The sequence below is a fragment of the Marinisporobacter balticus genome, from assembly GCF_004345705.1.
In the GTDB taxonomy this organism is placed as follows: Bacteria; Bacillota; Clostridia; order Peptostreptococcales; family Thermotaleaceae; genus Marinisporobacter; species Marinisporobacter balticus.
In genome coordinates this window covers 36,354-51,194 of sequence record NZ_SLWV01000023.1, presented here as the reverse complement: position 1 = coordinate 51,194, position 14,841 = coordinate 36,354, and the positions used below count along the sequence as shown (strand labels likewise).

The following is a 14,841-nucleotide window of genomic DNA, read 5'->3' as shown; positions in this document are numbered from 1 at the left end:
AAATAATTATACTAGCATTCGAATAATTATTCAATATTTTTATTTATTTTAGTTGTATATTTATTTATTTTATTGTATAATTAATTAAATTATTCTTAGGAGGTACCCTTATGATAAAAGCAGGAATCATAGGTTCAACAGGTTACGCCGGACAACAATTAGTTTGGTTACTAAAAAGACATAAAGAAGTAGAAATTATTTTTCTATCCTCTCATAGTTATACAAATTTAACTTTTTCTGACGTTTATCCTCAATATGATCGTTTTATAGAAGATCTATGCATAGATATCCATACAGCCGAGAACAAATTCTCTCTTATTGATGTACTCTTTATTGCGCTACCTCATGGTAAATCTTTTGACATAACAAAAAAAGCCCTTAATCTTGGTGTAAAGGTCATTGATCTAGGCGCAGATTTTCGATTAAAAAGTACAGAGGCTTATGAAAATTGGTATGGCCTTACCCATGGGTGTAGTGATTTGTTAGCTGCTTCCATATACGGTTTGCCAGAACTATATAGAGAGAATATAAAAGAATCCAATTTAATCGCGAATCCAGGCTGCTATCCTACAGCAAGCATATTAGCACTAGCTCCTTTATTAAAAGAAAAATTGATTGATCCTAATTCTATTATTATTGATGCGAAATCAGGTGTATCAGGAGCAGGTAGAAAAGAAAATATCCAAACCCTCTTTGCAGAATGTAATGAATCTATAAAAGCTTATGCGGTAGGGAGTCATCGCCATACACCAGAAATCGAACAAGAAGTTTCAAATATCTATGGAGAAAATATCTATTTGTCTTTTACCCCGCATCTAATTCCTATGAATAGAGGAATCCTTGCAACATGTTATGGGAATTTAAAAGAAAAGATCACGCAAGAAAGTTTAAACAAAATCTATGAAGATTTTTATAGAGATGATTATTTCGTAAGAATGAGAAAAAACTTTCCTGAAACAAGATGGGTAAAAGGAACAAATCTCTGTGATCTACATGTATGTGTAGACGAACGAGTGGGAAGAGTAATTGTAGTATCTGCCATAGATAATCTAATGAAAGGTGCAGCAGGGCAAGCTATTCAAAATATGAATATTCTATTTAACATAAATGAAACGCACGGTTTAGAACTAATGGCAATGGCACCATAAATTAAAAATGTAAAAGAAAGGATGATTCCATTGAAAATTTTAGAAAACAAGACAATCTCAGATGTCCCAGGTTTTAAAGCTGTCGGCATACACAGTGGCGTGAAAAAAAACGGTAATAATGATTTGTGTGTTATTTACAGTGAAAAACCAGCTGTAGCAGCTGCTGTATTTACTAAAAATAAAGTAAAGGCCGCTCCTGTATTAGTGAGTATGGAACATATAAAATCAGAAAATATACAAGCGATTGTAGCAAACAGCGGAAACGCCAATGCTTGTACGGGATCAAAGGGCTTTGACAACGCAGTAACGATGACAAATATAACCGCAGAAGCATTAGGTTTATCCGCTAAAGAAGTAATGGTAGCCTCTACAGGAATTATCGGTTTTCCTATGCCAATAGATAAAATTACCTCAGGCATAGAAACAGCTTGCAAACAACTGTCAAAGATAGGTGGAGAATCTGCCGCAAAAGCCATTGCAACTACGGATACTTTCACAAAAAAGATAACGGTTGAAATTACAATAGAAGACAAACCTATATATATTAGTGGCATTGCCAAAGGCTCTGGCATGATTCATCCAAATATGGGTACGATGCTTAGCTTTATTACAACAAATATTAATATTTCAAAATCTTTATTGCAATTCGTCTTAAAGAGTAGTATCGAAAATACCTATAATATGGTTTCTGTAGACGGAGACACAAGCACAAATGATACGGTGATCGTGATGGCAAATGGGCAGGCAGAAAATACTTTCCTTTATGCGATGAATGGTCATTATATGCAGTTTAAAGAAGCCCTTGATTTTGTGAATAAAGAACTTGCAAAAATGATTGCAAAAGACGGAGAAGGTGCAACAAAGCTAATAGAAACCGATGTCATTCATGCAAAAACAATAGCAGATGCAAAACTCTGTGCAAAATCTGTGATTGGTTCGAGTTTAGTAAAATCTGCATTGTTTGGTAGTGATGCAAACTGGGGAAGAATATTGTGTGCCATTGGTTACGCTGATGGAAATTTCATGCCTGAAAAGGTTGATATCTCTTTTAAAAATGATGTAGGCATCATCCAAGTTGCGAAAAATGGTATGGGTATTCCTTTTGATGAACCCTTGGCAAAATCCATATTAGAACAAGAATATGTGAATATCCTTATTGATTTAAAAGATGGAGAACATTCTGCTACTGCTTGGGGCTGTGATTTGAGTTATGATTATGTGAAAATTAATGGAGATTATAGATCATAAAAATAAAATCTCCTTTCTGGTATAATTAGCAATGCTATTTAAACCAGAAAGGAGATTTGTTGTTACAACTTCTACTCTATCTATACGCTCTACTGACTCGGAAGGCTTTACAATATACTTATCTATGTTATTTCTTTAATAATTGAATAAGCGTTTGTGTTTGTAAAATAACACCTATTTTAATACATTCTTCATCAACCATAAAACATTCACTATGAATAGGTGCTGTCCATCCCCTCTTATGGTTTCCACAACCCAAATTATAATAGGCGGCCTTTGTTGCTTTACAGAAAAATGAAAAATCATCTGCTCCCATACTTGGGAACTCCTTGAATAACACGTTATCACTGCCTAATAAATTCTGCGCTGTGTCCTTTAAAATACCTACTACTTCATCATCATTAATCAGCGCTGGATAACCTTCTTCAAATTCAATTACTGCACTTGCACCATGTGCCATTGCTGTGTTTTCTACGATTTGCCTAATTTTTTCTTTTGCATATATTCTTGTGTCTGGATCTAATGTTCTCAATGTGCCTGACATAATCACTTCTGCAGGGATTATATTATTTTTTATTCCACCATGAATTTGTCCTAATGTAACTACTGCTGAACTTAGTGGTGAAATACTTCTACTTACAAAGGTTTGTAATGCTGTGATGATATATCCTGCAGTTACGATAGCATCTATTGATTGTTCTGGATAAGCACCGTGGCTTGATTTGCCACTTACTTTTATACAAAACTCATTGGTAGCTGCATTTACTTTTCCGTATTTTAATTCTACATACCCTACATCTATATATGGCATTAAGTGAAGGGATGTAACATAGTCTACATGAGGATTTTGCAAGCATCCCTCCTTGATCATTCTGTCTGCTCCACCTATTGTTTCTTCTGCTGGTTGAAAAAATATTTTTACATTTCCTTCAAGATCATTTTCCATTTCTTTAAATAGCTTTGCTACGCCAAGATGTATAGTAGTATGCACATCATGTCCACAGGCATGCATAACCCCCTTATAAACTGATTGGAAAGGTAAATCATTTTGTTCTATTATAGGCAATGCATCTATATCTGCCCTAGCGCCCACTGTCTTACCATCTTTTTTTCCCTTAACGATTGCTACTATTCCTGTTTGAGCAATACCTTTTTCATACTCTATTCCCCATTGATCTAAATATTCACAAATTCTATCACATGTTCTATGTTCATTTTCACTAAGTTCTGGGTACATATGGAAATCTCTTCTTATTTCTACGAGCGCTTGAAATAATTCATTAACTCTTTTTTGTATATCCATCATATTCTCCTTATCCAATATAATTGATTACATTTACTATTTTGTTATCTTTCGTATAAACACGTGGTGGTCTCATAGTAATCCTACTCACGATTTCATTTTTATTTGTTTCTGCTAGCCGTGATACAGTATGAATATCTAGTGTATTATTTGTGCCATCACCATATATAATCACATCATCACCTTCACTGGCCTCGGGTATATGGGTCAGATCAATCATACATTGATCCATACAAATCACGCCAATTATTGGTGCACATTTGCCATGAATAGTTACATAACCCTTATCTCTTAGATTTCTAGGATACCCATCTGCATATCCAAATGGAACTGTTCCGACTATACTATCTCTTTGTGCTTTCCATAGATAATCATAACTTACACCTTCTCCCTTAGCAATTCTTTTTATATAAGCTATTTTAGTTTTAAATGTTAGTGCTTGCTTTAAATCTAAGCTTCCATAATGAAAACCCTTGATCCCATATATAATTGCTCCAGGTCTAATCATATTCATTCTATATTTGGGATAGTCAACTGCTGATATACTATCCTCAATGTGCTTATATTTAAATGCAAATCCTCTTTTTTCAAGTGAATCTATTGCTTTTATGAATTTATGGTATTGTTTCTCATCTTCTTTTTTACCCACAAGTGCCAAGTGAGAGAAAATTCCTTCTACATAAATATTTTTGAGACTACAAATTTTTTCTATTTCATCAATACTTTCTTCACAGTCCCTAAAGCCTAATCGATTAAATCCTGTATCATATTTTATATGTACTACAGGCTTTTTATTATATTTCATTCCAAGTTCATTTAAAATTTCAGCTTGCCTGTATAAAAATACGGTTTGTGTTATATCATTTTCAACTACATGTTCTAAATATGAGTCCGGAGTAAATCCCATAATGAATAATTTATACTCCTTAAAATGCTTTCTCAAATCCATGGCTTCATTTAATGCCGCTACAGCTAAATAATCTGCTCCATTTTCCATTAAAGCTTTGGCTATACCAACGGCTCCATGTCCATAACCATTAGCCTTTACTACTGCTGCAATAGCTACGTTTCCTCCAACCATTTTTTTTATGCTTTTTATATTAAAGATAATATTATCAAGATTAACCTCAACGAATGTATCTCTCAATATAGGTTTCATGATTTTTTCCTCCAAGCTTTACTTAAGTGAATCTGGTATTAACTCATTTCTTATCATATCATCATAGGTTTGTCTTTTTACTATAAGATAGTCCTTGCCCTTATTTACAAGAACAACGGCTGGTATATTATTTTTGTTATAGTTACTTGCCATTGAGTATCCATATGCCCCTGTAGAGAATATGGCAAATATATCACCAGGCTCTGGATGTGCTATATTTATATCTTTTATTAATATATCTCCTGACTCACAGCATTTACCACATATGGTTACCTTTTCAGTTTTTGAATCACCCATCTTGTTAGCCATTATTCCTTCATACTTAGCTTGATATAGCGCAGGTCTAATATTATCTGTCATCCCACCATCTATTGAAACATATTTTCTAATGCCTTTTATGTTTTTAATACTACCGATTGTATGAAGCGTAGTTCCCGCTTCTCCAACTATACTTCTACCAGGCTCTATTACTACAGCAGGTCTTTCAATTCCTATTTGTTGTGAAAATTCTTCTATTCTGGCCATAATAGGTTCTAAGAAATATGGATATGGTTTTTTATGATCTTCATCATTATATCTTATTCCAAATCCACCACCCACATTTAATTCCTTAATTGTGTAGTTGTATTGTTTTTTACATTGTTCCACTAATTTCAATGATGTCTCTAATGCTGCTAAATGAGATGTATTGTCATGGAGCTGTGAACCAACATGAAAATGGAACCCTAAAAAATTAACATACTCCGATTGAATAGCTTTTTCAATATGATAAGATATCACGTCTTCATCTAAAGGAATACCAAATTTGGAATCCTTCTTTCCCGTAACGATATAATCATGAGAATCACTTTCAACTTCAGGTGTAATCCTATATAAAATATTTATTTTTTTCTTTTTTCTTTTACAAACTTGTTCTATTAAATCAAGTTCATTTAATCCATCTACAATAATTCTTCCTATACCATAATCTACCGCAAGCTCAATTTCACTGAATAGTTTATTATTTCCATTAAATTCTATTTTTTCTGCTGGAAAATTTGCTTTTATAGCAGTATACAATTCTCCTCCCGAGACAACATCAAGGCAAAGTCCTTCTCTCTCAATGATTTTATACATAGCAAGAGATGAAAAAGCTTTAGAAGCATAAGCAGCTCTCGTATTTGGATACTTATTCAAAAAACATTCTCTAATTTCTCTACATTTTCCTACTATGTCACTTTCTGAATAAACATATAAAGGTGTTCCATATTCTTGTGCAAGCTTTACTGCATTGCACCCATCAATATACAAAGTGTTATTTTTCTTTCCTATCATCCTACATTATCCTTTCAAATTATATTGTATTATATGAAAACTAATGTATGCACAAAATATGCCAATTTAAGCTTGTGAATCTTTAACAAAGCGAAATTTGTAATTTACAATGTCATCCTAGACCCACATGTTCATTTTAAGAAACCCTCTAGATCTTATTGATTCATATATTTGTCCATAATTTTAGACTAGATTCCTAAATTCCAAAAACAATTCATTCCTCCTTTCATTTTTGTAATTCTTGCTATAAAATGAATATATAGTCGAAAAATGGATATTAAAGGAAGGAACTATTATGATCTTTGAAAATCACCTTTTTGAACAAATCATCAATAATATCGATGTTGGCATTATCTATATAGACAAAAATCATAACATTAAGCAGGTTAATCAATACGCCCAAGAAGCGCTAGGCATAATAATAGATCCTCACAAATCTCATCTAGGCGGAAAAATAAATCCTGGAGACATAGTAGTTATAGTAGATAACCATATTGGAAACGACGATGGTGGTCTTACGCCAGAGGATTTAAAGGTAATCAATATAAATGATAAGGATATCAAAACAAACGATACGCTAATAGGTATCGGCATATTTAAAAATGCTGAGATCAAACCCATATATAAACATTGCCGAAATTTAGGAGCTGTTTGCGAATTTAAAATAAAAACCAATCATTTAGGTTTTCATATAGAAGCATATATTGATTCTATTGAAAAAGAAAATGTAATTATTGTAAACGGTATAAAATATTCTATTAAATTTTTTAATTCTATCGGTCATATTGTAGTTATTGATAAAATCTCTGGAAATATCAAATTTTTTCAAGCCAAAGGATATACAGTAAGAAAAGAAAATATACGAAGACTGCTACAGGGCAATACTTTTCTACCTAAGGGAGATAAATCTTTTGGTAGTATTAATTTGCATGAAAAAAAACTAGAAGAAATTGTAGAATGCGATGCGCTTATATCTGATCTAGATTTAATATTACAAGAAAAGCTTTCTTCTATACAAAATAAATTTTATGAACTAAACCAACGCCCTGCTTTATGTTCTATTCATACTATTAAAAATAATCATGAGGTGGCAGGAGCTTTTATCACTTTAAATGATGCATCTGAACCATATAAGATGTTGAAAAACAGGAATGCAATCCTATCAGAACTTGAAAAAATTCAAAACAACTATATCACTCAAAATTATACCTTCCCTCCAAACTCATTCCAAGACTTTGTTGGGAACAGTGCAAAAATAAACGAAGTAAAATATCTAGCATACAAGGCCTCTAGTTTTAAACTGACCGTTATCATAACAGGTGAAAGCGGAACAGGTAAATCTCAATTAGCTAGAGAAATCCACAGGCTGTATAAAGGTGATTCTCCATTTATAGAAGTAAACTGTAGCTCTATTCCTCACAATCTATTTGAAAGTGAATTGTTTGGATATGTAGGTGGTGCTTTTACAGGCGCTTTACCTAGTGGTAAAGATGGTTACTTTCAAATGGCAAACAGCGGAACTATATTTCTTGATGAAGTAGGTGAAATCCCTAATGAAATTCAAGTGAAGCTACTTCACGTTTTACAAAACAGAAAATTTTATAAAATTGGTTCATCCAAACCAACAAATATAGATGTACGTATCATAGCGGCTACAAATATGGATTTAAGAAAGGAAGTTCAAAATGGAAGCTTTAGAGAAGACTTATACTACAGGCTAAATGTTTTCCCGATAAAAATTCCACCACTCAGAGAAAGAACCTCTGATATCTATATTTTAATAAATAATATATTAAAGAATTTAAGTAATTTCCACAATATATCTTACAAACAACTATCAGGTGAAGCATTAAACAAACTATTAAACTACTCATGGCCTGGCAATGTACGCGAACTTGAAAATACACTCGAAAGAGCTATGACCCTTTGTGAAACAAATATACTATATCCAGAGCATATATATTTAGAAGACATCACCTCACAAAACAATATTTTAACCCTTAAAAACATGCTAGATATAGCTGAAAAAAGAGCTCTTGAAGATGCTATTATTCAATATAACCATAACAAGAATCTCATTATAAAAAACTTAAATATATCTAAATCTTCATTTTATGAAAAAATCAAGAGATATAATATAAAATTTTAATTTCCATAATTTTGGAGTGCTTTATTTTTTCTTGGACAAAAAATCCAGAGCACGCTACCCCCTTGATACAAAATAAGTCATAGTGCACCTATTTATTATGTGGCATAATTTTTGCTTTATAATTTTACAACCCATTGAAACACTAACGTACTTTTATTCTATTTTATACTTGGAGGTGTACATTCATATGCATTTTGATTTACTCATTAGAAATGCAAAAATCGTCGATGGCGCTGGTGTTCCTTGGTACAAATCAGACATTGGTATCTCTGGTGATAAAATTGTTCGTATTGGAAATCTAGTTAATGCAACTGCAACAATAGAAATTGATGCATCGAATAAAATTCTTTCCCCAGGTTTTATAGATACGCACACTCATTTTGATCTTGTTCCATTTGCTTTTGCAGAAGCTGAGGATCAAACGAACAAGAGAAGATTATATCAAGGCATCACTACTCAAATCGTAGGATGTTGTGGCATCTCACCTGCACCCATATCTGAAAATAAAAAATCAGAATGGTTTGATAGAACCTTTGCGTTAAATAATTACAAAGATGCACACTGGAACAGTTTCTCAGAGTATTTAGAACAGCTAGATCACTGTTGTTTAGGTACAAACTATGCTTGTTACGTTGGTCATGGCACGATTCGATACAATGTGATGGGTTATGATGATCGTTCTCCAAATAAAGAGGAAATGGAAAAAATGAAAAAGCTATTGGCACAGTCAATTGAAGGCGGTGCTATAGGAATGAGTACTGGACTCATTTATCCACCAGGTGTTTTTGCAAGTACAGAGGAACTTGTAAATCTTTCTTCAGTACTTAAAAAGTATAACGCGATCTATGCATCACACATTAGAAATGAAAATACTCGTTGGATGGAATCTATAAATGAAGTCATAGAAATAGCTATGAAAAATAATATTCCTGCTATTATACATCATGTTAAAACAAAAGCCAAAGATTCTGAACAACTGGTGAAAAATATTTTACAAGCAATTCATGATGCAAGGAATAGCAATGTTGATATAACCTTTGAACAATATCCATACGAAGCAAGTTCAACTGGACTAACAGTAATTCTCTCATCATGGATTGTAGAAGGAGGCAAAGATAAGATTTTAGCAAGACTAAAAGATCACGCACTATTCAAAAAGATGCACGCAGATATCTGCAAGGACTACAAATGGCAAAACGAAGAAGAAGAATGGGCTGGAAGTAAAAACATACTTATTCTCAGTGCTAAAAATCATGAGCATTTCATTGGAAAAACAATTTATGAAATAGCGAAAGCACTTGGTAAAAAACCCATAGAAGCTGCATTTAAGATACTGATAGGTAGTGATTTACAATCCTACGCTGCCTATTTTGGAATAAAACAAAGCGATATCAAAGAAATAATGAATTCGCCATATGGCATGTTTGGTTCAGATTCAGATCCTACAAAGATCGGAGAGCATGTCCATCCTAGAGCCAATGGAACCTTCCCTCGTATATTAGGTAAATATGTACGAGAAGAAAAGACAATAAGCCTAGAAAATGCAATTTATAAAATGACAGGATTTCCTGCTACTAAATTTAATCTTCATCAAAGAGGTCTAATAAAAGAAAATTTTTATGCAGACATCGTCCTATTTGATGATAAAAAAATTGCAGACACAACTACATATGTGAAGCCTTTTGAAAAACCAGAAGGTATAGATTACGTAATTGTTAATGGAAGTATCGCTATAAAAAATGGAGAATTTACAAATAAATTCGCTGGTAAAGTACTCAGAAAAAAATATTAAATGTAAAATAATAGAATTGTTTAGGAGTTACCTATGAAAAATTTGAAAGATAAAATAAAAAATATTTTGAACGCTATAGATGGCAATAAAGGTCTATATATGAAAGATTGTTCCACAAATGAAATCCTAACGATCAACGAAAATAGAAGATTTCATGCAGCTAGTACCATCAAAATAGCCATTCTTTACGAAGCACTCCTTCAGGTACAAAGTAAAAAGCGGAAGTTAGATGATTTATATAAACTAAAATCATCTGATCTAATTGGTGGTTGTGGTGTTTTAAAGCTTATGCATGTTGGACTTGCAGTTACATTAGAAGACCTTATCACACTTATGATTACTGTAAGTGATAATGTTGCAACGAATATACTTCATGATATTTTAGGTAAGGACAATATTAATGATTCTATTCAAACTCTTAACATCGGAAATACTTTTTTTGCACGTAAACTTATGATACCCGATTCTAATCTCTATAGCTATACTACTGCAAAAGATTTAGGAATATTATTAAATGAATTTTTAGGATGTAAAAAACTAAATGAGGACATTGCAAATAAAGGGCTTGAGATACTTTATAAGCAGCAATATAATGATAGAATATCAGACAATTTGATTCTATGTGGTAATTGTAGTGAATATATATGTCATAAAACGATATGTCCAAAATGTCATACCACTACTTCTAATTGTGATCCAATTCATCTACCTTTTGCACACAAAACTGGCGAAATCAATGGTGTCGTTCATGATGCTGGAATATTAACGATTAAAGATAAAAAAATTATTATCGTATGTCTTACCGATAATCTTTCTGACAATAAGCAAGGGATCCTCATGGAGCGAGAAATTGGAAATGCAATTTTTGATTATTTTATGAAATAACAATGAGATTGAAATAAATTTAAATTGTAAACATATCGACTTTATTCATTTGTATTGAATAAACTTTAACGATAATAATTTATATAAAAAATATATAAAACATTTAAGAATGGAGGAATTGTTATGATTAATGTAATTTGGTTAGGTTTTATTGCTATTGGCATCATTGTAGCACTAGTTACAGGAAATGCTCAAGTAATAACAGATGCTGCATTAGCGTCTGCTGATACTGCTGTAGAGCTATCTATTGGTCTTATAGGGGTTATGGCATTATGGCTTGGGCTTATGAAGATTGCTGAAGAAGCTGGAATGGTTAGAGCATTAGGAAATGCATTAAGGCCTATTATGAAATTTCTATTTCCAGAAGTTCCCGATGACCATCCCGCTATGGGGGCTATTGTAATGAACATGGCTGCAAATATTTTTGGCTTGGGTAATGCTGCAACACCTTTAGGGATCAAAGCAATGAAAGAACTTCAGAAATTAAACGATGAAAAAGACACAGCAACAAATCCAATGTGTACATTTCTTGCAATCAATACGTCATCACTTACTTTAATTGCATCTTCTGTAGTTGCATATCGTGCAGCAGCAGGTTCTACAAATGCAACTGAAATTATTGGAGCAACAATCATTGCGACAATTGCATCTACAATAGCAGCAATTATCGCTGTAAAGCTACTTCAAAAATTGCCTATCTTTAATAAAACTGAAAAGGAAGCGGTACAAAAAAATTAATTAAGGAGGTTGATGATAATGTTTGTAAAATTTATGGAAACTATTTCGGTTTATGCAATTCCACTAATCATTTTGATTATACCTATATATGGATTTATAAAAAAAGTAAAAGTCTATGAAGCTTTTACAGAAGGAGCAAAAGAAGGATTTACAACCGGGGTTACAATCATACCTTACTTGGTAGCCATGTTGGTAGCTATTGGTATATTTAGAGCATCTGGCGCTTTGGATATCTTGGTAAGCGTAGTTTCACCAATAACAAATCTATTTGGAATGCCAGCAGAAGTTCTTCCTATGGCACTTATGAGACCATTATCTGGTGGTGGAGCATCTGGTATTATGAATGATTTGTTTACAACATATGGACCAGATTCATTGATTGGTAGAATGGCTTCTGTTATGAATGGTTCTACTGAAACTACATTTTATGTATTAGCAGTTTATTTTGGTGCTGTTGGTATTAAAAAAACCAGACATGCTGTACCTGCAGGACTTATTGCAGATGTGGTAGGCCTTTTAACAGCTGTATTTGTTACAAATCTAATGTTTAAATAAAATATGATTTGGAGGAAAATATCATGATAGTTCCAAAAGGATTAAAACATGGAGATACTATTGGGGTTATTGCTCCTGCAAGTCCAGTAACAAAGGAACAGGCAGATACGGCAAAAACTGTTTTAGAGGAAATGGGATTTAAAGTAAAAATGGGAGATAGTTGTTATGCATCTTTCGGTGGATATTTATCTGGAGAAGACACGATACGTGCGAGAGATTTGAATAACATGTTTATGGATAATCAGGTAGATGCAATTATTTGTATTAGGGGAGGCTATGGTTGCGCCCGTATGATAGACCAGCTTGATATGGACACGATTCAAAAAAACCCTAAAATATTTATTGGATATTCTGATATAACCGCACTGCATTTGCTCCTTAATCAGAAAGCAAATTTAGCCACTTATCATGGCCCTATGGTTGTTTCTAATATGTTAAAATTTAACCAGTTTACAAAATCATCATTTTTTCATGTTATGAATGCTGAAGAAGATATCGAACTAAACAATCCAAAAAATGATCCCATAAAAACGATGGTAGAAGGTTGTGCAAAAGGCCCTATAGTAGGTGGGAATTTGGCTTTGATTGCCACTACAATGGGTACACCCTATGAGATTGAAACAAAGGGAAAAATTCTCTTTATAGAAGATATAGGTGAAAAACCTTATAGTATTGACAGAATGCTAACGCAACTTAGATTAGCTGGAAAACTGAATGATTGTGAAGGAATAATCCTTGGCGATTTTGCAGATTGTGAAGATACTGAAGGGTTTACAGCCTTTGAAGTGTTTAACAATATTATTAAACCATTTTTTAAACCTACTATATATAATTTCAAATCAGGCCATTGTGAATCCATGATTACCCTTCCATTAGGACGTGTTTGTGAATTGGATGCAACAAATAAAAAAGTAATCATAAAAAATTAAGTTCATAATTAAAATATATTCTTGTGACAAGAGGAAATGAGAACGGGCCATATATTGGAGTTAATATCCAATATATGGCCCATTTTTATAGCTATAATAACCTATTCCACTGGTTTTGAATTATCAACATCCCTTGTTCCAAACAATATCTCACCTTAATGCCTAGATCATTAACAAATGTTTCCTCAACCTTTTGAATATTATATGTTTTTCAAAAGTTATCCACATCTATCCACAACAAATTGTGTATAGATAAAGCTTGTCTACTATATATTGTTTTCTTATATCTATAAATACATTTTTTCTTTTAAATATATACTTTATGCTTACATCGTATCATACTTTATTTTACGAAATTCATCATCAAATTCTATTTGTGTTCTTTGCGCTATTTCTGATATATGTTGTGCGACTCTTGCTACATCTTCCATAGAAGCATTTTGATTCTTACTTATTTTTGAAGTTTCTTCACTAGATGCTTCTATTTTCTTTATAATATTTAACATCTTATTTGAAGACTCAGAAATTTGACCTATTAAGATACTCATTTCGTATATATTATTTTCACCATTTTTAAAATCTCTATCTACTGCCCCAATAGAATCTGTTGCTGATTTTACCAATTCAATGATTTCATGAATTGTTTCTTTTATATCATTGGAAAAAGCGTCAGAGCTTTCAGCAAGTTTTCTAATTTCATCAGCAACAACCGCAAACCCTCTTCCATGTTCTCCAGCTCTCGCTGCTTCAATAGATGCATTCAGTGATAAAAGGTTCGTCTGGGATGCAATATTTTGTATCGCTGTAATTACATTTATAATGTTTTCAGACTTTTGCTTTAATCCATCTATCTTTTCAATAGAATAATGCATAGACTTTCCAATTTCATTCATGCTGTTTTTTACATTATTTGCAAATTGTGTACAATTATTAGATTTAGAATTCACATCAACTGCAGCATTTAATCCTTCTTTTGATGCATTTAACGCTTCCTCAGCCTGATTTTCTAAATTATTTGATAAGGCAGTAACTTCCTCAGAAGAAGCTGCCAATTCTTCTGAAATAGCACTTAATTGTTCTGTAAATCCTCCTATATTTTTCATCATATCTTGATATTTTGTGCTATCTTTTACGATCTCTACAGCGCCTACTGGCTTCCCATTTTCATCATATATTCCAGAATTAGATACTAAAGAAACTAGTCTTTCGCCACTTTTTGTATAAATATCAACCATAGCATCTTTTAAGAATTTCTTGGATTCTACACATTTCTGCGTAGGACAATCTTTACATACTTCTGATTTAAATATATCATAGCACTTCATCTTTTTAGCTTCTTCTTCACTATACCCTGTTAACGCTTTCATAGAATTAGGCCATAAAATGATATTATACTCCATATCTCTAGCAAAATAAGGATCAGGCATAGCATTTTGAATGCCCTCTAAAATAGATATCTTATTTTTAAAATCTTTCATGGTTGTATCCTTTTCATCATAGTATATCTCTTTCTCTTTCTTCCAAAACATGATTTCTCCTCCTAACATTTACTATTCACTTGTTTATGTTTCGTATAAATTTCTACATATTTTTTCATTTCCCTTCTTTTTATGTCAATATT

12 protein-coding genes are annotated in these 14,841 nt (G+C 32.5%); 8 read left to right on the top strand and 4 right to left on the bottom strand.

Going from position 1 to position 14,841, the window contains the following annotated elements:
* Positions 1-110 precede the first annotated feature (110 nt).
* Together argC and argJ are read left to right on the top strand one after the other, a co-directional pair.
* Positions 111-1,148 (top strand): N-acetyl-gamma-glutamyl-phosphate reductase, encoded by a 1,038-nt coding sequence (gene argC, locus EV214_RS13935; protein ID WP_132246829.1) that lies wholly within the window; start codon positions 111-113, stop codon positions 1,146-1,148.
* Positions 1,149-1,169: 21 nt separating this feature from the next.
* Positions 1,170-2,396 (top strand): bifunctional glutamate N-acetyltransferase/amino-acid acetyltransferase ArgJ, encoded by a 1,227-nt coding sequence (gene argJ / locus EV214_RS13930; RefSeq protein WP_132246827.1) that lies wholly within the window; start codon positions 1,170-1,172, stop codon positions 2,394-2,396.
* 127 nt (positions 2,397-2,523) lie between these two features.
* Here argJ and EV214_RS13925 read toward each other — a convergent pair whose 3' ends face one another.
* Genes EV214_RS13925 through lysA form a run of 3 tightly spaced genes read right to left on the bottom strand, consistent with a single transcriptional unit; the run spans position 2,524 to position 6,172 of the window.
* A complete protein-coding gene (locus EV214_RS13925; protein WP_132246825.1) occupies positions 2,524-3,699 on the bottom strand; it encodes a M20 metallopeptidase family protein in 1,176 nt (391 codons plus the stop codon).
* 10 nt (positions 3,700-3,709) lie between these two features.
* The gene (alr, locus tag EV214_RS13920) at positions 3,710-4,858 is read right to left on the bottom strand and encodes an alanine racemase (RefSeq protein ID WP_243116674.1); all 1,149 of its coding nucleotides are present in this window, start codon (positions 4,856-4,858) and stop codon (positions 3,710-3,712) included.
* Between the two features lie 18 nt (positions 4,859-4,876).
* Positions 4,877-6,172 carry a diaminopimelate decarboxylase gene (lysA, locus tag EV214_RS13915; protein WP_132246821.1) on the bottom strand — a complete coding sequence of 432 codons (1,296 nt, stop codon included), beginning with the start codon at positions 6,170-6,172 and terminating at the stop codon, positions 4,877-4,879.
* Between the two features lie 295 nt (positions 6,173-6,467).
* On the opposite strand from lysA, the gene EV214_RS13910 reads away from it, so the two are divergent.
* The 6 genes from EV214_RS13910 to EV214_RS13885 all read left to right on the top strand — a co-directional run bounded on the left by EV214_RS13910 (position 6,468) and on the right by EV214_RS13885 (position 13,220).
* Positions 6,468-8,321: a sigma 54-interacting transcriptional regulator gene (locus tag EV214_RS13910; protein WP_132246819.1), complete on the top strand. Its 1,854-nt coding sequence runs from the start codon at positions 6,468-6,470 to the stop codon at positions 8,319-8,321.
* A 187-nt stretch (positions 8,322-8,508) separates the two neighbouring features.
* Positions 8,509-10,113, top strand: a complete 1,605-nt coding sequence (locus EV214_RS13905) for an N-acyl-D-amino-acid deacylase family protein (protein WP_165916378.1) — start codon at positions 8,509-8,511, stop codon at positions 10,111-10,113.
* Between the two features lie 33 nt (positions 10,114-10,146).
* Complete coding sequence (locus tag EV214_RS13900) at positions 10,147-10,998, top strand: serine hydrolase (RefSeq protein WP_132246815.1); 852 nt, start codon at positions 10,147-10,149, stop codon at positions 10,996-10,998.
* A gap of 123 nt (positions 10,999-11,121) precedes the next feature.
* Positions 11,122-11,736, top strand: coding sequence for a nucleoside recognition domain-containing protein (locus EV214_RS13895; protein WP_132246813.1), 615 nt, complete (start codon positions 11,122-11,124; stop codon positions 11,734-11,736).
* Between the two features lie 18 nt (positions 11,737-11,754).
* Complete coding sequence (locus EV214_RS13890; protein ID WP_132246811.1) at positions 11,755-12,291, top strand: spore maturation protein; 537 nt, start codon at positions 11,755-11,757, stop codon at positions 12,289-12,291.
* A 23-nt stretch (positions 12,292-12,314) separates the two neighbouring features.
* Positions 12,315-13,220, top strand: a complete 906-nt coding sequence (locus EV214_RS13885; RefSeq protein WP_132246809.1) for a S66 peptidase family protein — start codon at positions 12,315-12,317, stop codon at positions 13,218-13,220.
* A gap of 326 nt (positions 13,221-13,546) precedes the next feature.
* Here the strand turns inward: EV214_RS13885 and EV214_RS13880 are convergent, their stop codons facing one another.
* Complete coding sequence (locus EV214_RS13880; RefSeq protein WP_165916377.1) at positions 13,547-14,749, bottom strand: methyl-accepting chemotaxis protein; 1,203 nt, start codon at positions 14,747-14,749, stop codon at positions 13,547-13,549.
* Between the last annotated feature and the right edge of the window lie 92 nt (positions 14,750-14,841).